The sequence below is a fragment of the Streptomyces sp. NPDC057445 genome, assembly GCF_042802855.1.
GTDB lineage: Bacteria > Actinomycetota > Actinomycetes > Streptomycetales > Streptomycetaceae > Streptomyces.
In genome coordinates this window covers 1-20,486 of the sequence record NZ_JBHVDH010000011.1, presented here as the reverse complement: position 1 = coordinate 20,486, position 20,486 = coordinate 1, and the positions used below count along the sequence as shown (strand labels likewise).

At 71.8% G+C, this 20,486-nt stretch carries 14 protein-coding genes and 1 pseudogene; 3 read left to right on the top strand and 12 right to left on the bottom strand.

What is annotated here, in order from left to right; genetic code table 11:
• Positions 1–59 precede the first annotated feature (59 nt).
• From ACFU5O_RS22735 to ACFU5O_RS22695, 9 genes and pseudogenes are all read right to left on the bottom strand, one after another.
• A complete protein-coding gene (locus tag ACFU5O_RS22735) occupies positions 60–1,109 on the bottom strand; it encodes a pseudouridine synthase (RefSeq protein WP_384243305.1) in 1,050 nt (349 codons plus the stop codon).
• Positions 1,109–1,681 (bottom strand): SMC-Scp complex subunit ScpB, encoded by a 573-nt coding sequence (scpB, locus tag ACFU5O_RS22730; protein WP_384243658.1) that lies wholly within the window; start codon positions 1,679–1,681, stop codon positions 1,109–1,111. The genes ACFU5O_RS22735 and scpB overlap by 1 nt, the downstream gene beginning before the upstream one ends.
• A gap of 32 nt (positions 1,682–1,713) precedes the next feature.
• On the bottom strand, positions 1,714–2,580 hold the full coding sequence (locus ACFU5O_RS22725) for a segregation and condensation protein A (RefSeq protein ID WP_384243303.1): 867 nt from the start codon (positions 2,578–2,580) through the stop codon (positions 1,714–1,716).
• A gap of 804 nt (positions 2,581–3,384) precedes the next feature.
• On the bottom strand, positions 3,385–3,960 hold the full coding sequence (locus ACFU5O_RS22720) for a hypothetical protein (RefSeq protein ID WP_384243300.1): 576 nt from the start codon (positions 3,958–3,960) through the stop codon (positions 3,385–3,387).
• The gene (locus ACFU5O_RS22715) at positions 3,945–5,108 is read right to left on the bottom strand and encodes a ParA family protein (protein WP_384243298.1); all 1,164 of its coding nucleotides are present in this window, start codon (positions 5,106–5,108) and stop codon (positions 3,945–3,947) included. Before ACFU5O_RS22715 ends, ACFU5O_RS22720 begins: the two co-directional genes overlap by 16 nt.
• 396 nt (positions 5,109–5,504) lie before the next feature.
• Entirely contained in the window at positions 5,505–6,620 is a 1,116-nt protein-coding gene (gene ald, locus ACFU5O_RS22710; RefSeq protein WP_384243656.1) for an alanine dehydrogenase, read from the bottom strand.
• Between the two features lie 49 nt (positions 6,621–6,669).
• Positions 6,670–8,863 (bottom strand): annotated as a pseudogene (locus ACFU5O_RS22705) (tetratricopeptide repeat protein).
• A gap of 892 nt (positions 8,864–9,755) precedes the next feature.
• Positions 9,756–10,382: an NUDIX domain-containing protein gene (locus ACFU5O_RS22700; RefSeq protein ID WP_384243297.1), complete on the bottom strand. Its 627-nt coding sequence runs from the start codon at positions 10,380–10,382 to the stop codon at positions 9,756–9,758.
• Positions 10,383–10,460: 78 nt separating this feature from the next.
• Positions 10,461–12,140, bottom strand: a complete 1,680-nt coding sequence (locus ACFU5O_RS22695) for a CTP synthase (RefSeq protein WP_384243294.1) — start codon at positions 12,138–12,140, stop codon at positions 10,461–10,463.
• 438 nt (positions 12,141–12,578) lie between these two features.
• Between ACFU5O_RS22695 and ACFU5O_RS22690 the strand changes: the two genes are divergently transcribed.
• The 3 genes from ACFU5O_RS22690 (at position 12,579) to ACFU5O_RS22680 (ending at position 17,624) form a co-directional block, all read left to right on the top strand.
• Entirely contained in the window at positions 12,579–14,381 is a 1,803-nt protein-coding gene (locus ACFU5O_RS22690; protein ID WP_384243654.1) for a glycoside hydrolase family 15 protein, read from the top strand.
• 188 nt (positions 14,382–14,569) lie between these two features.
• Entirely contained in the window at positions 14,570–15,952 is a 1,383-nt protein-coding gene (locus ACFU5O_RS22685; RefSeq protein ID WP_384243293.1) for an FAD-binding oxidoreductase, read from the top strand.
• Positions 15,953–15,992: 40 nt separating this feature from the next.
• Positions 15,993–17,624, top strand: coding sequence for a PucR family transcriptional regulator (locus ACFU5O_RS22680; RefSeq protein ID WP_384243291.1), 1,632 nt, complete (start codon positions 15,993–15,995; stop codon positions 17,622–17,624).
• 145 nt (positions 17,625–17,769) lie between these two features.
• Here ACFU5O_RS22680 and ACFU5O_RS22675 read toward each other — a convergent pair whose 3' ends face one another.
• From ACFU5O_RS22675 to ACFU5O_RS22665, 3 genes are all read right to left on the bottom strand, one after another.
• A complete protein-coding gene (locus tag ACFU5O_RS22675) occupies positions 17,770–18,867 on the bottom strand; it encodes a glycosyltransferase family 4 protein (RefSeq protein WP_384243288.1) in 1,098 nt (365 codons plus the stop codon).
• An 89-nt stretch (positions 18,868–18,956) separates the two neighbouring features.
• On the bottom strand, positions 18,957–19,694 hold the full coding sequence (locus tag ACFU5O_RS22670; protein WP_384243286.1) for a hypothetical protein: 738 nt from the start codon (positions 19,692–19,694) through the stop codon (positions 18,957–18,959).
• Between the two features lie 573 nt (positions 19,695–20,267).
• Positions 20,268–20,486 (bottom strand): integrase core domain-containing protein (locus ACFU5O_RS22665; RefSeq protein WP_384243284.1); only part of this gene is annotated, 219 nt, incomplete at its 5' end.

The window sequence follows — 20,486 nt, the reverse complement described above, 5'->3', positions numbered from 1 at the left end:
GGGCCCGGGCCGTCGCCCGGGCGATCGCATCCGCCCCGACGCGTTCTCCGGGGCGGTTCTCAGAGGCCGACTTCCTTCATCAGCATCCCGACCTCGGTGTTGGTCAGACGGCGCAGCCAGCCCGACTTCTGGTCGCCCAGCGCGATCGGTCCGAAGGACGTGCGCACGAGCTTCTCGACCGGGAAACCCGCCTCCGCGAGCATGCGGCGCACGATGTGCTTGCGGCCTTCGTGGAGGGTGACCTCGACCAGGTAGTTCTTGCCGGTCTGCTCGACGACACGGAAGTGGTCGGCACGGGCGTACCCGTCCTCCAGCGGGATGCCCTCCTTGAGGCGCTTGCCGACCTCGCGCGGGAGCGGACCCTGGACGGCGGCGAGATAGGTCTTCTGAACGCCGTACTTGGGGTGGGTGAGACGGTGGGCCAGCTCGCCGTGGTTGGTGAGCAGGATGATGCCCTCGGTCTCGGTGTCGAGCCGGCCGACGTGGAAGAGGCGGGTCTCGCGATTGGTGACGTAGTCGCCGAGGCACTGACGGCCGTCCGGGTCCTCCATGGTGGAGACGACACCGGCGGGCTTGTTCAGCGCGAAGAACAGGTACGACTGGGTGGCCACGGTCAGTCCGTCGACCTTGATCTCGTCCTGCGGGTCGACACGGACGCCCTGCTCGATCACGATCTTGCCGTTGACCTCGACCCGGCCGGCGTCGATGAGCTCCTCGCAGGCGCGCCGCGATCCCATGCCCGCCCGGGCGAGCACCTTCTGCAGCCGCTCACCCTCCTGCTCCGCGCCCGGGAAGGTCTTGGGGGTCTTGATCTGGGGCTTGTTCGCGTAGCGCTCGCGGTTGCGCTCCTCCGTGCGGGCGTCGTACTCGCGGGAGCGGGCCGGGGCGGTGCGACCGCCGCGCTGCGGGGACTGCTTCGGCCCGCCCTTGGCACCGCCGCGGGCGGCCGCGCCGCGGCCCTTCTTCGGTCCGTCGGACGCCGTTCCCCCGACGTCGTAGCGGCGCTCTTCGGGACGGGGCTTGCCCGCGCGCTTGTGCTTGTCGTCGCGAGAGTTACCGGCACCCCGGTAGTCGCCGCGTCCGCTGCTGTTCCTGCCGCTGCTTCGCATCAAAGTTCCGTCGTCGTCTTGTCGTCATCGTCTGTGTCCGGAGCGTCCGGATCGAACGACGGAACCCCTTCCTGCGTCTCGGCCTCGATCGCGTCGGCCTCAGGGAGGAACGGCGCGAGCTCCGGGAGCTCGTCCAGGCCGCGCAGGCCCATCCGCTCCAGAAAGTAGTTCGTCGTCCTGTACAGGATCGCACCTGTTTCGGGTTCCGCGCCCGCCTCCTCGACGAGACCGCGCTGGAGGAGGGTCCGCATGACGCCGTCGCAGTTCACGCCGCGAACGGCGGAGACCCGGGAACGGCTCACGGGCTGGCGGTACGCGACCACCGCGAGGGTCTCCAGCGCCGCCTGGGTGAGGCGGGCCTGCTGGCCGTCGAGGACGAAGCGCTCGACGGCCTCCGCGTGCTCGGGGCGGGTGTAGAAGCGCCACCCGCCCGCGACGAGGCGCAGCTCGAAGCCACGGCCCTGGACGGTGTACTCGTCCGCGAGCTCGCGCAGGGCGTCCGCGACCTCCCTGCGCGGCCGCTCCAGGACCTTCGCGAGGTGTTCCTCGGTGGCCGGCTCGTCGACGACCATGAGGACGGCTTCAAGGGCGGGCTTGAGGTCGCTCACGCCTTCTCCTCTGGGTTCTCGGGGGCTCGGTCGAATTCATCGGTGACGTGCGCGACGGCATCGCCCGCGGCCCAGGTGACCATGAGCTCGCCCAGGGCGTCCTCCTGGTCGAGGGCGACGGCCTTCTCGCGGTAGAGCTCCAGGAGCGCGAGGAAGCGGGCGACGACGGTGAGGGTGTCGTCGACGCCCTCGGTCAGCTCGCGGAAACTGAGCCTCCCGCGCTCGCGCAGCATGCCCACGACCAGCTCGGCCTGCTCGCGCACGCTCACCAGCGGCGCGTGGATGTGCTCCACGTACACCTGGGGCTTCGGCTTCGGCTGCATGGCCTTGACGGCGAGCCTGGCGAACCCCTCGGCCCCGATGCTGATGACCACCTCGGGGAGCAGCTCCGCGTGGTGGTTCTCGAGGCCGACCGTACGGGGGTACCGTTTGGCCTCCTCCTCGAGCCTGCCGTTGAAGATCTCGGCGATCTGCTTGTACGCGCGGTACTGCAGCAGCCGTGCGAACAGCAGGTCCCGCGCCTCCAGGAGCGCGAGGTCCGCCTCGTCCTCCACCTCGGCGGCGGGCAGCAGGCGCGCGGCCTTCAGATCGAGCAGCGTCGCCGCGACGACGAGGAACTCCGTGGTCTGGTCGAGATCCCAGTCGGGTCCCATGGCGCGGATGTGCGCCATGAACTCGTCGGTGACCTTGGACAGGGCCACTTCGGTCACGTCCAGTTTGTGCTTCGAGATGAGCTGCAGGAGGAGGTCGAAGGGCCCCTCGAAGTTCGCCAGCCGCACGGTGAACCGTCCGTCGTCGGCAGGCTGGGGCTCCTCGCCCTCCACGAGGGGTCGCGGGCCCGCGACCCTCGTGTGCTCCGGCACCTCCCCGTGCCCCGCGCCGCGCGGCTCTGGCGTACTGTCGGGCGCCGCGGCGGGAGCGGCCGTGCCGCCTGTCGCGCGGTCGCCAGGGCCACGGGCACCCACCGGCTCCGCCGCCGGGCGGGAGCCGGGAACCACGGCCCCGGGCAGGCGAGCCTCTGACTCCACCACCGCCGCAACGGCGGTGTGAGAGGCCTCAGGGTCCGACTCGGCCGCCGGACCCGGAACCTCCGCCCCGAGACCGCCGGCCCCGGACCTCGGCGCCACGGCAACGGCGGTGTGAGAGGCCTCAGAGTGCGACTCGGCCGCCGGACCCGGAACCTCCGCCCCGAGACCGCCGGCCCCGGATCTCGGCGCCACGGCAACCGCGGTGTGAGAGGCCTCAGGGTCCGACTCGACCGCCGGACCCGGAACCTCGGCACCTGCCTGGGGGCGGTGTGTTCCGGCCCCCGGGGACCGGCCCTGCGCCGCGACGGGCAGAGCCGCGCCACTGGCCGCATCGGCAACCCGGACGGCGGAAACACCCGGCTCCGCCGGAACGTCTGCGGCCGGAATCCCGGCCCCGAGACCATCACGCCCGGAACCGGTGTTCCGGGGGCCGGCAGGCTGCGGTTCGGGCGCCGCAGGGCCGGTGTCCTGAGGTTCGTCCCCCGAGGGGCGCGGGCCACCCGAGCGCGGCCCGGACGCGCCTGGGCCGCGGCCCAGCGCGCGGCGGGAGGCGCGCGGAGCAGGGGCGGGGGCGTCGTCGGTGGGGGGCATCCGTGGTCCAGGGTGCGGAAAAGGAAGGGGCGCGCGCAGGCTACCCCGTCAGCGACCGCGCAGCCGTCGCACCAGGATGCTCGCGTCGCCCCGGGACTCCAGGTCGGCGAGGACGACGGCGACCGCCTCGCGGACGATACGACCGCGGTCGACGGCGAGGCCGTGCTCGCCGCGGAGCACGAGACGCGCGTGCTCGAGGTCCATCAGCTCCTCGGCCGAGACATAGACCGTGATCTTCTCGTCGTGGCGCTCGCGCCCGCTCGGCCTGCGGTTGGCCGAGGAACGGCCCCTCCGCCGCGGCGCAGCCGAAGCAGATGCGGCGGAAGCAGCGGCAGCGGGGCGGCCTTTGGCCGGGCCGGACTGCTCACCCTCCGCAGCCGCGGTCCGGCTCCGGGGCTCTGCGGTCTCCGCCTCCTCCGGCGCCGGGGAGTGCTCCTCCGCGCCGGAGGCGGCGGGGGCCGCGGACGGCTCCTCCGCCGGAGCGGGAGCCTGGGCCGGTACCGGCACTCGCGGCTCCCCGTTGGCGCCGTTCGCTCCCCGCCTCGGGGAGGACGACTGCAGCCCCATGCCCCCGGTCGTACGGAACAGCTCGTCGGCCCCGGGCAGACTCACTCGGCGTGACACCGGGCGAGCACCTCCCTGGCGAGCTGGCGATATGCGGCGGCACCCACCGAGTTGGACGCGTACGTCGTGATGGGCTCGCCCGCGACCGTGGTCTCCGGGAAGCGCACGGTGCGCCCGATGACCGTGTGGTAGACGTGATCGTCGAACGCCTCGACCACGCGCGCCAGCACCTCACGGCTGTGCACCGTGCGCGAGTCGTACATGGTGGCGAGGATGCCGTCGAGCTCGAGGTCGGGGTTGAGCCGCTCCTGCACCTTCTCGATCGTCTCGGTGAGCAGCGCGACACCACGCAGCGCGAAGAACTCGCACTCCAGCGGCACGATGACCTTGTGGGCCGCCGTCAGCGCGTTCACCGTCAGCAGTCCGAGCGACGGCTGACAGTCGATCACGATGTAGTCGTAGTCCTGCATCAGCGGCTTCAGCGCGCGCTGCAGCGTCGACTCGCGCGCGACCTCGCTCACCAACTGCACCTCGGCGGCGGAGAGGTCGATGTTGCTCGGCAGCAGGTCCATGTTGGGCACTGCGGTCTTCAGCAGAACCTCGTCCGCGGACATGCCCCGCTCCATGAGCAGGTTGTAGACCGTGAGGTCGAGCTCCATCGGGTTGACGCCCAGACCCACCGACAGCGCCCCCTGCGGGTCGAAGTCGACGAGCAGGACACGCCGCCCGTACTCCGCGAGCGCCGCGCCCAGGTTGATGGTCGACGTCGTCTTGCCGACGCCGCCCTTCTGGTTGCACATCGCGATGATCTTCGCGGGACCGTGGTCGGTCAGCGGGCCCGGGATCGGGAAGTACGGCAGCGGACGCCCCGTGGGGCCGATCCGCTCACGGCGCTGGCGGGCCGCGTCGGGCGCGAGTGTGGCCGCGTACTCGGGATCGGGCTCGTACTCGGCGTCTGGATCGTAGAAGTGCCCCTCGGGCACCTCGTCGTAGTCGGCGAAGTGGGTGGACTCTCGGCCACTCTCGTTGCCGGCCGTGGCGTTCACGTGTTGGCCGTCCATCATCTTCATCGTGTGGGCTGTCGTCGTCATGTGCTGGCGGGTCGCGAAGGTTCGGACAGCGACAGAGCCGACAGCTTCGAGCCCGGATGCAGGACCCTGGCCCTGCGCGGGGGATACCCCCACGCCTTCGGGGCGTAGAGGGAGCATGCCTGCTTGACCACCCCCGGGAGAAAATGTCGACTCATTCACAAGTCGTCTTACCTCCTTGGACGTGACCAGGAAACTTATCGATAGGTCAGCGTGGCACCATGCCGACGGTTGGCGACTCTATGGCGTGTCACCGGTCCGCAGCAACACAATCCGCCGGACCCGGCCCGATGTGTCGGCAACCGAACACCCCGCTGTCAAGGGTGCACAGGAGCCGGTCCGCGTGTTTTCACGGGTGTGCGAAACGGCTAAAGGGTTACGTTCGAGGCGAGTTGAGCACGGGTGGTGAAGTGTCCGGACACACATCCGGCCGGACCTTGCTCGACAAGGTCCGGCCGGATACGTGAGGTTGACGACCAGTATTGACAAGTTGGCTGCTCGTCACCGCCGAACGTGTCAGCCGAGGAGCGCGCTCAGCTCGACGGACTCGAGGCCGTGCGCGTCGGCGACCTCCTTGTAGACGACCTTGCCGTCGTGGGTGTTGAGACCCTTGGCCAGCGCGGGGTCACGACGCAGCGCGTCGACCCAGCCGTTGTTGGCCAGCGACACGACGTAGGGCAGCGTGGCGTTGGTGAGGGCGTTCGTGGAGGTGCTCGGCACGGCGCCCGGCATGTTGGCGACGCAGTAGAAGACCGAGTTGTGGACGTTGAAGGTCGGCTCGGCATGCGTGGTCGGACGTGAGTCCTCGAAGCAACCGCCCTGGTCGATCGCGATGTCGACAAGGACACTTCCCGGCTTCATGCGGGAGACGAGCTCGTTGGTGACCAGCTTCGGGGCCTTGGCGCCCGGGATGAGCACCGCGCCGATGACGAGGTCGGCGTCGAGGACGGCCTTCTCCAGCTCGAAGGAGTTGGACATGACGGCCTTGACCTTGGTGCCGAAGATCTTGTCGGCCTCGCGCAGCTTGTTGATGTCGCGGTCCAGCAGGGTCACCTCGAAGCCCATGCCGATGGCGATCTGGGTGGCGTTCCAGCCGGAAACGCCACCGCCGATGACGACGGCCTTGGCCGGGGTCACGCCCGGGACGCCGCCGGGCAGCACACCACGGCCGCCGGCCGGGCGCATCAGGTGGTACGCGCCGACCTGCGGGGCCAGGCGGCCCGCGACCTCGGACATCGGGGCGAGCAGCGGCAGGGCGCGGTTGGGCAGCTCGACCGTCTCGTACGCGATGGCCGTGGTGCCGGACTCGATCAGGGCGTCCGTGCACTCCTTGGAGGCGGCCAGGTGCAGATAGGTGAAGAGGATCTGGTCCTTGCGGAGCCGGTGGTACTCCTCCGCGATGGGCTCCTTGACCTTCAGGATCATGTCGGCGATCGCCCAGACCTCGTCGGCGGTGGGCAGGATCTGCGCGCCGGCGGCGACGAACTCCTCGTCCGTGATCGAGGAGCCGACACCGGCATTGGCCTCGATGAAGACCTGGTGGCCGTTGCGCACGAGCTCGTGCACACCAGCAGGGGTGATCGCCACCCGGAACTCGTTGTTCTTGACCTCGCGGGGGATGCCGACCTTCACGTCGATCACGGTCCTTGGCTCAGGGGGATTTTCTGGTGCACTTCCATACTTACCCGGATGCGCCCGGCGCAACGGGAGAGACCGGGGCGCGACCCGGCAGAGCCAGTCTAATGAAGGACTTCTCGCTGTCTAGCCTTGCAAAGCAAAATTCTTTGAAGGAACCACTACGGATTTCGCAGGTCGGATGAGTCGGGCCCCAGCAGTTGCTCCGCGGCCGATCGATGCAGGCGGGCGGCGGTCGGGTCACCCAGACGCTCCACCGTGTCGGCCAGCCTGAGCTGCAGCGCCGCCTGCAGCCGCACCTCTCCCGCCTGACGTGCCAGCTCGACGGCCTCCTCACAGGTGCGCAGGGATTCCCGCGGCCTCCCCGCGTACTCCTGCACCCGGGCCACCTCGCTCAACGCCCGCGCGTGGCCGGGCAGATCGCCGAGCCTGCGGTATCCGGCCGCGGCCGCGCGCCAGCTGCGCAGGGCCTCGCCGTAACGACCGGCATAGGTGTGCGCGGCACCGAGGCGGCCGTACAGCCGGGCCTCGTCGGCGCGCTCCCCGCGTGCCAGCCGCTGCGAGAGCGCGCGCCCGTACCAGTCGGCGGCCCGCTGCCAGTCCTCCAGCTCTTGATAGGCACCACCTACGGATTCCATTGCGCGACCCATCGCATACGGATCATTCGCTCTTCTTCCAGCGTCCAGAGCCGACCGATATCGCAGCAGGGCGTCCTGGGTGCGGCCGGTCCCCGCATCCAGATCACCGAGGTTGAGCAGCGCGGCGGCCTGCTCGCGGTGCAGCTCCCGGCGCTCGGCGACACCGAGGACGAGCTGGTGCAGTCCGTACAGCTCGGGTGCGGCGGCCTCCGGGCCCTGGTGCGCGATCAGCGCCCTGACGAGCGCGGCGATCAGGCGGCGGGCCAGGGTGTCGATATCGCCGTCGGCGACGGCGAGGCGCGCCGATGCGGACAGTTCGCGGCGCCGGGCCAGCAGCCATGCCTGTGCGGCCTCGGCGTTCGGGAAGCGCAGGGCGCGCGGCAGTCCGGCGAGCCCGCGGCGGGCCGCCGAGCCCTCTGGTTCGGTGATGGCCCGGCAGGACTGCAGCAGCCGTACGGTCCGCTCCAGCATCCGGGCCCGGGCCAGCTGGACCTCGGAGGGCCGGTCGTGGGTCGTCATCAGGTCGTGCAGGAGGGGGGCGAGACAGCCGGGCACCTCGTACGGTCCGCCGTCCCCACCACCGCCCCGCAGCAGCCCGAGGGAGGCGAAGTCCTCCAGCGCCGCCCGGGCCACCGGGACCGAGCAGCCCGCCAGCGCGGAAGCGGTGTGCTCGTCGGTCAGCCCGGCGGGCGCGAGGGCGAGCAGCCGAAGCGTGCGGGCGGCGGACTGCGGCAGGGATTCGTACACGAGCCGGAAGGCGCGGGCCAGCGGCCGGGCTCCGGCGGGCCGCTCGGGGTCGTCGGGCAGTCCGCGCAGCCTCTTCGCGGCATCGGCGACAGAGGCATTGGGCCGGGCCGCGAGCCAGCCCCCGGCCAGCACCATGGCGGCGGGCTGCCCGCCGCACTGCTCGACGAGCGACTCGGCGGCCTGCGGGTCGACGGTGATCCTGACCTCGCCGGTGAAGCGGCCCAACAGCTCGATCGCGGACTTCGGGTCCATGCCGCCCAGGGTGCACGGCCGTACGTCGGGAATTCCGGTGAGCGGCCCCTGGGCGACCGCGAGCACCAGGCAGTCGGGGTTGTCGGGGATCAGCGGGTCGACCTGTTCCGCGTCGCCCGCGTCGTCGAGGAGCAGCAGGCAGCGGCGTTCGGCCAGGGCTTCGCGCACCATCTCGGTGAGTTCGTCCTCGTCCCCGCCGGGCGGGGGGACGATCCCGAGGACGTGGAGCAGCTCGCTCGCGGCACGGCCCGTGGGGACGGGAGCTCCACCCGGCTCGGTGAGCCGGGCCCGCAGCACCCCGTCGGGGTACTCGTCGGCCAGCCGCCGCGCCAGCTCCTCGGCAAGCGCGCTCCGCCCGGAGCCCGGCCGCCCGGCAACGAGCAGCACCCGCGCGCGCGGAGCCTTGCGCCCCGAGATGGTGTCGAGACCGGCGCGCTCGATGTCGGACCGGAGCGCCTTCAACTCGCGCTGGCGCCCGATGAATTGCCCACCCACGCCACTCACGGTCCCATGACCGGGCAGCTCCGTGGCCTGGTGCCCGTCCCCCGGCGACGGGCGGTCCGTGGACGAGGGGCCGTTCGCATCCACCGACTGCTCCCTCACGGGCCACGCTCCAGTCCGCCACCGCACGAGCCGAACCCACCGGGGTTCCCCGCGCGGGCGATCCGAGCGTAATTCAGTCGCCTCGCACAACCGCGCCGAGCGGTGCGGCGCGTGGCGCCCGGTTCCCTCGATCGGATCAGCCGATCGTCGCACCGGAGTGGCGTGCCGGCCCCGGCCACCCTGTCCGGGCGGTCTTCGAGGGCCGCTCCTGGCAGGTGGACCGGCCCGGGCGAGGCGGCGGGTGCCGACGGTGCTCCCCGGCGCCCCGGACCGCGCCGGCCTCGGGCGCCACGCCTCCGCGGCCCGACCCAGACGGACAGCCGCCCGGCCGGACGGCACTTGCACCCCGAACCGCGCCCGACCCAGGCGCCGCACCGCCGCAGCACCCGGAGCACCCGGAGCACCCGGAGCACCCGGAGCACCCGCAGCACCCGGAGCACGGACGCCTCACCGGCGGACGGGACTTGCACCCCGGGCTCTTCCACGCCCGACCCCCACGGGCAGCCGCCCGGCCGGACGGCACTTGCACCCCGGACCGCGCCCGACCCAGGCGCCGCACCGCCGCAGCACCCGGAGCACCCGGAGCACCCGGAGCGCGGACGGCCTCACCGGCGGAGCCGTGTAGCCAGCACCGGATCGCGTGAGCCCCGGCCTTCGGGCGGAGTCGCTACCGCGCGCACACGCTCCGGGTCGGCACGGCCCGGCCCGCTTTCGTTCGGATCAGGACGGATCGGTGAGGGGTTCCGGCGGCGGGCACCGCAGGCAGTGGAAGGGCCCACGCGGTGGGGGCATCTCCCGGCGGTGGCCGGGGGGACGCCGGCGACGGACGACGACGCAGCGAGGCGCGGCACCAGGGCACGCGAGCCCGGCAGGATCCGAACGAGAGGCCCTGCTAGGCGCCGAACGGCCTCGCCGGCCACGGCGCCTCCGCCGGACGCAGGGAGTCCACCCCGTCGCCCGCCAGCGCCGCGCTGAGCGCGAGCACGCCCACCGCCAGGCAGTTGTTGTGCAGATCCCCTGCCAGCACGCCGCGCACCAGTTCTTCCAGCGGCACACGCGCGAGCTCCATGTCGGCCTCCTCCTCGGAGACCTGGAAGCGCTCGCCCTCGGCCTCGGAGAGATCACGGGCCAGGAAGATCCGTACGGCCTCGTCGCAGCCACCGGGGGTGGTGTAGACATCGACGAGAACGCGCCAGTCGACCGCCTTGACGTGTGCCTCCTCGTACAGTTCGCGCTGGGCCGCCGTCAGGGGATTCTCGCCCGGGACGTCGAGCAGCCCGGCCGGGATCTCCCAGAGCCTGTGCCGCACCGGGTGCCGGTACTGGCGCAGCACGAGGACGCGTCCGGACTCGTCGACGGCGACCACCGCCACGGATCCCGGATGGACCTGGTAGTCGCGGCGGGCGACCGTGCCGTCGGGCATGACCACGTCGTCGGTGCGGACACTCGTCTTGTTGCCCTTGAACGGGATCGCGGTCGCGGTGACCGGCCACTCCTCAGGCGTGTCCTTGATGGTCATGTACGTCCTCCCAAACGCCGGAACCGGGGCACGGAGGCTCTCGCACTCCGTACCCCGGTCCACCGTAATGCCTATGCCTTACTTGCCCGTCTTGCGCGCCGCGTCCTGCCCGGCCTCCTGCTGCCGCTGCACGGCCGCCTTCACCAGGCCCGCGAAGAGCGGGTGCGGGCGCGTCGGGCGGGAGCGGAGCTCCGGGTGGGCCTGGGTCGCGACCAGGTACGGGTGGACCTCGCGCGGGTACTCGACGTACTCGACCAGCTTGTTGTCCGGGGACGTGCCCGAGAAGACGACGCCCGCCTTCTTCTCCAGCTCCGCGCGGTAGGCGTTGTTCACCTCGTAGCGGTGGCGGTGGCGCTCCTCGACGTAGGGCTGGTCGTCGTACACCTCACGCACGATCGAGCCCTCGGCGAGCTTGGCCGGGTAGAGCCCGAGGCGCATGGTTCCGCCCAGGTCGCCCGCGCCCTCCACGTACGCCAGCTGCTCCTCCATCGTCGAGATGACGGGGTGGGCGGTGGCGGCGTCGAACTCCGTCGAGTTCGCCTCGGGGATCTCGGCCAGGTTCCGTGCGGCCTCGATCACGATGCACTGCAGACCGAGGCAGAGGCCCAGCAGCGGGATCTTGTTCTCGCGGGCGTACCGGATCGCGCCGACCTTGCCGCTCACACCACGGTCGCCGAAGCCGCCGGGGATGCAGATCGCGTCCACGTCGCCGAGCTGCTTCGCCGCGCCCGCCGGCGTCTTGCAGTCGTCCGACGCGACCCACTTGATCTTGACCCGGGCGCGGTTCGCGAACCCGCCGGCACGCAGCGCCTCGGTCACCGACAGATAGGCGTCGGGAAGATCGATGTACTTGCCGACCAGCGCGAGGTTGACCTCGTGGTCGGGGTTGTGGACGCGGTCCAGCAGGTCGTCCCAGATCGTCCAGTCGACGTCACGGAACGGCAGGTCCAGCTTGCGCACGACGTACGCGTCGAGGCCCTCGGTGTGCAGCACCTTCGGGATGTCGTAGATCGACTTGGCGTCGATGGCCGCGACGACGGCCGCCTCGTCGACGTCGCACATCAGCGAGATCTTGCGCTTGATCGCGGTCGGCACCTCACGGTCGGCACGCAGGACGATCGCATCGGGCTGGATACCGATGTTGCGCAGCGCCGCGACCGAGTGCTGGGTCGGCTTGGTCTTCAGCTCACCGGACGGGCCGATGTACGGAAGCAGCGAGATGTGCACGACGAAGACGTTGTCCCTGCCGACCTCGTGACGGACCTGGCGGACCGTCTCCAGGAACGGCAGCGACTCGATGTCGCCGACCGTGCCGCCGACCTCGGTGATCACGACATCCACGTCGTCCGTGGCCATCCGGCGGATTCGGTGCTTGATCTCGTTGGTGATGTGCGGGATGACCTGGACGGTGTCGCCCAGGTACTCGCCACGCCGTTCCTTGGCGATGACGGTCGAGTACACCTGGCCGGTGGTGACGTTCGCCGAGCCGTCCAGGTCGACGTCGAGGAAACGCTCGTAGTGGCCGATGTCCAGGTCGGTCTCGGCGCCGTCGTTGGTGACGAACACCTCACCGTGCTGGAACGGGTTCATCGTGCCGGGGTCGACGTTGAGGTACGGGTCGAGCTTCTGCATCGTGACCCGCAGACCCCGCGCCTTGAGCAGCGCACCCAGGCTCGAGGCGGTCAGGCCCTTGCCGAGGGAGGAGGCGACACCCCCGGTGACGAAAATGTGCTTGGTCGTCGTGGATTTGGGCGGCATGGCCAAGACAGGGCTCCCGTGGTCGCGAGGTGATCGTGCGTGCCGGCGAACCCACTGCGGAGATCCGGAGACTTCCTGGGGTGCCGTCGCTGCGGTTCGGGGGTCTGCGCCCACCGGTCCACGGGCTACCAGGGTATCAGCGCCGAAGGGAGACTGCTTCCGGCCACACGGGGCATCATGGCCATCACGGGCTTCTCCGGGCTCACCCGCCGCTCACCCGTTCGGCGGCACCGCATTGCCGGGAGCGTCGCACGGATCACCGAGGTGCGTCGTATCCTGCTCGGACACTTGATTAGGAATCTCGCTGCCGAGCCAGGCCGGCGATCGGCACCACCCCCGCCCTTCACCCGGAAACAAGAGCTCGTCAACGACCCATTGACACCCTTGACCGCAGTAAGTGCCACGCAGGGCGGAACGTGGCCGTTCGACTGGAGATCCATGGCCGGGCGCATCGAGGACTACGCACTCATCGGAGACATGCAGACCGCTGCCCTGGTCTGCCGGGACGGCACGGTCGACTGGCTGTGCCTTCCCCGCTTCGATTCGCATGCCGTCTTCGCAGGACTCCTCGGCACCGAGGAACACGGATTCTGGCGCCTCGGGCCGGCGTATCCGGGGCACGCCGAGCCGCCGACCGCTGCCCGCCGCAGGTACCGGGGGGACTCGCTGATCCTCGAATCCGAGTGGGACACACCACGCGGAACGGTCCGTGTGACCGATTTCATGCCGCCGCGCGACGGGGCCCCGCAGCTGATCCGGATCGTGGAGGGCGTGAGCGGCCGCGTCCCGATGCGCTCGGCGCTGCGGATGCGGTTCAGCTACGGCCGGGTCGTGCCGTGGGTGCACAAGGTCGACAACCGGACGGTCGCGGTCGCGGGTCCTGATTCGGTGTGGCTGGACACGCCGACGGAGACGTACGGCAAGGACCTCACGACGTACTCCGACTTCACCGTCTCCCCCGGCGACCGGGTCGCGTTCACCATCAGCTGGCAGCCCTCGCACCGCGAGCCGCCCGCGCTGCCCGACCCCGAGGGGTCGCTGGACGCGACGTCCGACTTCTGGCGCGAGTGGGTCGAGCACTGCACGTACCACGGCCCCTACCGCGAGGCGGTGGTCCGGTCGCTGATCACGCTGAAGGCCCTGACCTACGCCCCGACCGGAGGGATCGTCGCCGCCCCGACGACCTCCCTCCCGGAGGAGATCGGCGGCGTCCGGAACTGGGACTACCGCTACACCTGGCTGCGCGACGCGGCGATCACCCTGTCCTCGCTGCTGCGCACCGGCTACCGCGAGGAGGCCAGGGCCTGGCGCGAGTGGCTGCTGCGCGCCGTCGCGGGGGACCCGGAGAATCTGCAGATCATGTACGGGATCGCCGGCGAGCGTGAGCTCGGCGAGGCGGAGCTGGACTGGCTGCCGGGCTACGAGAACTCCGCCCCCGTCCGGGTCGGCAACGGCGCCGCCAACCAGCTCCAGCTCGATGTCTACGGCGAGGTCACCGAGGCCCTGCACCTCGCGCACATGACCGGTCTGTCACGCAACGACTACGCCTCGGTTCTCCAGCTCAAGCTGATCCGGTACCTCGAGGACCACTGGGACCAGCCCGACGAGGGCATCTGGGAGGTGCGCGGACCGCGCCGTCACTTCGTGCACTCGAAGGTGATGGCCTGGGTCGCCGTCGACCGCACGATCAAGCTGATCGAGTCGGGCGACGCGGACGGCCCCCTGGAGCGCTGGCGCGAGCTGCGGGACGACATCCACCGCGATGTCTGCGAGAAGGGTTACGACAAGGAGCGGAACACCTTCACGCAGTCCTACGGCTCGAAGGAACTCGACGCCTCCCTGCTGCTGATCCCGCAGATGGGCTTTCTGCCGCCGGACGACAAGCGCGTCATCGGCACCATCGAGGCGATCCAGCGGGAGCTGTCCACGCCGGACGGCTTCGTCCTGCGCTACCCGACCGCGGGTGACGAGGCCGGTGTCGACGGGCTCGAGGGCGACGAGGGCGCCTTCCTCGCCTGCTCGTTCTGGCTCGCCGACGACCTGGCGATGATCGGGCGCGTGGACGAGGCGCGGCGGCTCTTCGAGAAGCTCCTGTCACTGCGGAACGACCTCGGGCTGCTCGCCGAGGAGTGGGACCCGCGGCTGCAGCGTCAGGTGGGCAACTTCCCGCAGGCGTTCAGCCATGTTCCGCTGATCGACACGGCACTGCGGCTCACCGCGTCCGGGGCTTACGGCGGCTGACGGGAGTGCAGGCACGCCCGTACGCGGGCGTGCTCCTTCCCGGGTGCGGCCGTACGCGGGCGTGCTCGTCCCCGGGTGCGGCCGTACGCGAGCGTGCTCCTCCCCGGGTGCGGCCGTACGCGGGTGCGCGCCAGGACCGGGCGACCCTACGATGAAAAGGTCCTGCTCGCGCCCCGGAAGGGGGCACCATGGCGCCCCAGCCCATAGCGGAAGCGGCCCTGCGACGACTGCGGGAAACGCTCGTCGGCGACGTCATCACCTCGGCCGATCCCGGATACGACGAAGCCCGCGCCCTCTTCAACGCGATGATCGACGGCCGGCCGGAGGTGATCGCCCAGTGCGAGTCGGCGGCGGATGTCGCCGCGGCGATCCGCTTCGGCCGTGAGAACGATCTCGAGGTGGCGGTGCGGGGCGGCGGCCACAGCGTCGCGGGCCTCGCCACCACCGTCGGCGGACTCGTCGTCGATCTCCGCCGGATGCACGCGGTCACCGTGGACCCGGACGCCCGGACGGCACGTGTCGGCGGCGGAGCGACGATGAGCCATCTCGACCGGGCCACCCAGCCGTTCGATCTGGCGACCACCGGCGGCCGCGCCTCCACCACCGGGGTGGGCGGCTTCACGCTCGGCGGTGGATCGGGGTGGCTGGAGCGGAAGTTCGGCCTTGCCAGCGACAATCTCGTCGCCGTCGACCTGGTGACGGCCGAGGGCACCGAGGTGCACGCGAGCGAGGAAGAGAACCCGGAGCTCTTCTGGGCGCTCCACGGCGGCGGCGGCAACTTCGGTGTGGCCACGTCGATGACGCTGAAGCTCCACCCGCTGCCGGAGATGTCCGTGGCCTTCCTGTTCTTCCCGGCGGCGAAGGGGGCCAAGGTGCTTCCCGTCTACCGGGACGTGCTGGAGTCCGCGCCGGACGAGGTCGGCGGAGGCTTCATCTATCTCACCGGCCCGCCCGAGGACTTCATGCCCGAGCACCTGGTGGAGAAGCCGGTGTGCCTGGTGCTGATCACCTACGCGGGCCCGGAGTCCGAACTGCGCCGGGGGGCGGGGCCGCTGCTCCGCCTCGGACACGAGGCGGAGGTCATCACGGAGCTCCCGTACGCGGAACTGCAGTGCATGATCGACGATCCGCCGGGGCTGCGGAACTACTGGTCGGCGGAGTATCTCCAGGACTTGCCGGACGAGGCGGTGGAGGTCTTCTGCGCCCGCGCGGACAGCATGATCGTGCCGTCGAACTCGCAGCACATCCTCTTCCCGATGGGCGGCGCGCTGGGCCGCGGCGACTCCGCCCATCCGGTGCCCTGGCGGACCGCCGAGTGGGTCTCCCACCCCTTCGGGATCTGGGACAGCCCCGCCGACGACACACGGGGCAGACAGTGGGTCCGTGACGCGCGGGCCGATGTCATGCCGTGGTCCATCGGCCAGGTGTACCTCAACTTCATCGGCGACGAGGGCGAGGAGCGCGTCGTAGCCGGCTACGGCGCCGAGAACTACCGGCGTCTCGCCGCTGTCAAGGCCCGGTACGACCCGGACAATGTGTTCAGCCGGAACCACAACATCAAGCCGGGCTGACAGTTGTCCTTCGAACTTTTGCCCAGGTAGCGTCCCGGCAATGGAAACACAGGGCGGAATCACCGTGCAGCGGGCACTGGAGCTGCCCGGGCTCCGCGGCGGGCTCCCGGAGGTCGTGGCCTGCGCCGACCGGCTCAACCGCACGGTCCGCTGGGTGCACGCCGGTGAGGTGCCGAACATCGCATCGCTGCTCAAAGGCGGCGAGTTGCTGCTCACCACCGGCCTCGGTCTCGGTACCCGGCCGGCCGAGCAGCGTGCGTTCATCCGGCGCCTCGCAGACCGGGGGATCGCGGCGCTCGTCGTGGAGCTGGGCCCGCGGTTCACCCGGCTGCCCGCCGCCCTTGTCGAGGCGGCCGGCGCGGCCGGGCTGCCGCTGATCCAGCTGCACCGCGAAGTCCCCTTCGTCTCGGTGACGGAGGAGGTCCACACCGAGATCGTCAACGGGCACTACGCGTTGCTGCAGCGCGCCGAGGAGGTGCACCGGCGGTGCACGGAGGCGCTGCTCGGCGGCGGCGGGATCCCTCAAGTGCTGCGGATTCTGGCGGACTTCACGGCGAACCCGGTGTTCCTGGAAACCCCGGACGGGCAGCTGCTCTACGCCGCGGGGACGGAGTCGGGCCCCGCCGCGGCCGATCCGCTCCAGGTGTGGGAGGGCCTGCGGGGCCAGCGGGCCGCGCGTGAGGCAGGGCCCCCGGCCGGTGCGGTTCTGGTGGACGTGCCCGGCGGGGGGCACGGGGCCGGTGCGGTACGCGCCCGTGTCGTCCTTCTGGCGGTCTCCTCACCTCTCCTGCCGGTGCACAGGATGGCGGCGGAGCGGACGGCGGGCGTGCTCGCGGTGGTCCTCATGCAGGCCCGGCAGGAGGAGGAGCTGGCGGCGCGCGGCCGCGGTGACTTCCTGACCGACCTCGCAGAGGGCCGCATCACGCCGGAGGACGCGCCGGAGCAGGCCCGGGTGCTCGGCTTCAAACCGGGTGAAGGACCGCTGCTGCCCGTCGTGATGCGGCTGGCTCCCGAGCTGTCCCCCGCGGGCAATTGGTCGTTGCTGGCCCGCGCGGTGCTCGAAGAGCTCGCGTCCGTCGGGGTTCCCGTCCTGCTGGGCGTACGCCCCGTAGAAGGACGTGTCCCGCTGCTGGTCGGCCTGCGTGCCGAGTCGGAGCGCACGCAGGTGGCGGACCGGGTCGCCGTCGCCCTGCGGGCCGGGCTGGAGCGCGCGGGCCTCGACCGTGCCCGAGCCCACCCGCCCGTGGTCGTCGTCGGCGTCGCCGGCGGCTGGGCGGCGGCCTCTGCGGGACTGCGCCACGCGGCCGAGACGGCGACGGCGGCGCTGGGCCTGTCCGACCGTCCCTGGTACGACGCGCGCCGTCTCGACATCGACCTGCTGCTGTGGCGGCTTCGGGACCACCCGGACCTGGCGGCCTTCGTGGACCGTGCGATCGGCCCCCTGCGGGACCACGACCGGGCCTCCCGCCCGCTCCTGCTCCCCACGTTGGAGACCTACCTGGCCCACGCGGGCCGCAAGGCGGAGACGGCCCGCGAGCTCCACCTCAACCGTCAGACCCTCTACAACCGCCTGGCCCGCATCTCCGAGTTGCTGGGCACGGACCTGGACGACCCCCAGACGGTGCTGGCGCTCTCCCTGGCACTGCGGGCCCGGCGGCACACCACCCCCTAGGGCCGCTCGTCAGCCGCCGACGTACGTGGGGAGGTGCCCCCACCGCGTGGGCTCCTTCCTCCACCTTGCGGTGCACGCTGCCGGACCCCGCTCACCGATCCGCCTGATCCGAACGAGAGATGCCGGAGTCCGCTTCCGCCGCCCGTCAGGCGTGCGCGGAGGGACGCGGCTGGGTCAGTTCGTCGTAGATGCTCAGGATCTGGGCGATGGTCTCGTCCTCCGTCGGCCAGGTGGCCGCCTGCGCACGGCCCGCCGCCGCCAGCCGACGACGGCGGGCCGGATCGGCGAGGAGGCCCGTGACAGCCGTGGACAGGGCCTCGGGGTCGCCGTACGGGACGAGTTCCGCGGCCTCGCCGACGAGTTCGGGGATACCGCCGACGCGGGTGGCGACGAGGGGCACACCGAGGCGGAGGGCCTCCTGGGCGAGGAGGGAACGGGCCTCCCAGCGGCTGGGCAGCACGGCGACGTCGGCCGCCGCGAGGAGATCGGTGATGTCGTCACGGCGCCCGATGAGCCGCACCGGGAGCTGCTCCGCGTCGATACGCCGCTGCAGCGCCGCCCGCGCACGCCCCTCCCCCGCGATCGCGACCAGCGGTACGGGATCGAGCGCGAGCCAGCCACGGGCCGCGTCGAGGAGGGTGGCATGGCCCCGGCCGGGTTCGAGCCGGCCCACCGCCATGATCAACGGCCGGTCGACCGCGCCCAGTTCCGCACGGGCCTTGTTCTCGTACGGGCCCGCCGCGTCGCGCGGTCCCGGCACGGAGACCGGTGAGAGCCGGGCGTCCCGCGCGCCCCTTTCGCGGGCCCGGTCGACCAGTTCGGAGGACGTACCGAGGACGACCGCCGCCGCCCGCACCGCCCTGCGCTCCAGAAGCCGCAGCACCTGGCCCCGCGCACCGTCGGCGTGCGGCCGCGTGTGCCAGGTGGCCACGAGCGGCACCCGCTGCTGCCTGCCGAGGGCGAGCCCGGCTCGTACCGCCGCGTTCAGTCCGTGCGCGTGCACGACATCCGCGCCGGCGCACGCCGCCCGCAGCGCACCGACAGCGGCGGGGTCGCTGCGGCGGGGTACGGGCACGAAGTGGGCTCCGGCGCCGAGGAAGTCGTATTCGTGCTCGAGGAACGCGGGGGCGCACACGGTCACCCGCACCCCCCGCGCCACCAGCCCCGCGGCCAGTGACCTGACGTGAGCGCTGCTGCCCGCGCTACCGCCGCCCAGCACCTGGACCGTACGCAGCTGTGTCACGCGCCAAGGATGCCAGCCCGTACGAACGTTCCGGCACCGCATCGGCGTCGATCCCGTGTCCCGGGCCGCAACTGTCCCGCCCGGATCACTCACATGGGTGAGCGCGCAAGTTCGGTGATCCGGTCCCCGTACGCCGCCGCCGCGAACAGCCCGGCCGCGTGGGCCGCCAGTCCCACCCGACCGTTGCCCGCGGCGATCGCGGCTCCGACGGCCGCTCCGAGCGCGTGCGCACCCGCGTCGCCGAGCATCGTGCTCTCCCCCAGATCGTCGACTACCACGGCGGCCGCTGCGCCCACGGGTGCGGCGGCGAGCGGGCCGCGCGGCAGTCCCGGCACCGCGAGTGCGAGCACGGCGAGCGCGCCGCGCCCGGGCCGCACGTCGACCAGGTTCACCAGATGCGCCGTCCCGGCGATCACCACTCCGGCCAGCAGCTTGTCGACGGGCCGCTCCTTCATCAGCGCCCCCGCGAACAGCCCGGCCGCCCCGATCCCGAACAGTTTCACGGCCCCGCTGCTGACCTCACCCCGCTTCAGCGCCCCGAGATGGGCGGCGAACCCGCGCCGGTCGTCCCCGGCCACGTCGTCGTACGCCCCGCACGCCCCGGCCGCCAGCACGGCGGCGGCGACCCCTGGTGCGCCCGCGACCACAGCGCCCGCCGCCGCGCCCACGGCCACGGCGGGCCCGGCACACAGGTCGACGGTGCGCCCGGCGTAGTTGGTGCGCTCCCAGCGCGCACTTCCACGCGTGCGCGCCCGCAGCGCGCTGTATGCCACCCGTGTGACCGCCACCGCGGCCGTCAACGACGCCGATCTGCTGAGGGTTCCCATGATCGGCACCCTAAGCCGGTGGGCGCGGGACGCCGGTGGGTGGGAGGCGCCGGTGGGTGGGGGGCCGGGCCCACCGGACCGACTCCTCGGCCCTGCCGAGCAGCCGGTGGCGGCTTTCGCCCGGGTGAGGGCGTGCGCGAGGTCCGTCGCCTGATCGGCGTCCCGTCGTGCGGTACGGGGCGCCCGAACGGCCTTCGCCGCCCGAGGAGATCCCCGAGTCCCCCCCGGAGAGCGTCCGAGCCGGGCACGGGCGCCCGGGCCGGCGCAGCGCGCGTCCGTACCTCCGCGGGCAGACCTGAGAGGGTCCGGGGGCGCGAGCCCCAGGCGGGGTCCGGTGGCGTGCCTCGCAAGGCGGAGGAAGGAGCCACGCGGTGGGGGCTCCCAGCGGCAGCCGGGGGACGTCTGCGACCGACGACAACGCAGCGAGGCGCGGACCGCAAGGTCTGGCTGCCGGCCGGCGGCTCGCCGCGCCAGGGCACGCGAGCAGCGAGGCGCGGACCGCAAGGTCTGGCTGCCGTCCGGCGGCACGCGGCGCCAGGGCACGCGAGCCCGGCACGATCCGAACGAGAGGCCCTAGATGTATTGCCCTGTGAGGTTGGGGACGCGGCTGGCGGGTGGTTTGCCTGCGAGCGCGGTGTGTCCGCGGTGGTGATTGTAGGTGTGCAGCCATTGCGGGAACGCTTGTCGGCGTTCGGCTTCTGAGCGGTAGGGCTTTGCGTAGGCCCATTCGTCGAGCAGGGTGCGGTTGAGGCGTTCGACCTTGCCGTTGGTCTGGGGCCGGTAGGGCCGGGT

Coding starts and splice junctions, on each gene's coding strand:
- ACFU5O_RS22735 (WP_384243305.1), bottom strand. CDS start 1,109: ATGCGAAGCAGCGGCAGGAACAGCAGCGGACGCGGCGACTACCGGGGT.
- ACFU5O_RS22700 (WP_384243297.1), bottom strand. CDS start 10,382: ATGACCATCAAGGACACGCCTGAGGAGTGGCCGGTCACCGCGACCGCG.
- ACFU5O_RS22695 (WP_384243294.1), bottom strand. CDS start 12,140: ATGCCGCCCAAATCCACGACGACCAAGCACATTTTCGTCACCGGGGGT.
- ACFU5O_RS22680 (WP_384243291.1), top strand. CDS start 15,993: ATGGAAACACAGGGCGGAATCACCGTGCAGCGGGCACTGGAGCTGCCC.
- scpB (WP_384243658.1), bottom strand. CDS start 1,681: ATGGTCGTCGACGAGCCGGCCACCGAGGAACACCTCGCGAAGGTCCTG.
- ACFU5O_RS22690 (WP_384243654.1), top strand. CDS start 12,579: ATGGCCGGGCGCATCGAGGACTACGCACTCATCGGAGACATGCAGACC.
- ACFU5O_RS22670 (WP_384243286.1), bottom strand. CDS start 19,694: ATGGGAACCCTCAGCAGATCGGCGTCGTTGACGGCCGCGGTGGCGGTC.
- ACFU5O_RS22685 (WP_384243293.1), top strand. CDS start 14,570: ATGGCGCCCCAGCCCATAGCGGAAGCGGCCCTGCGACGACTGCGGGAA.
- ACFU5O_RS22715 (WP_384243298.1), bottom strand. CDS start 5,108: ATGCTCCCTCTACGCCCCGAAGGCGTGGGGGTATCCCCCGCGCAGGGC.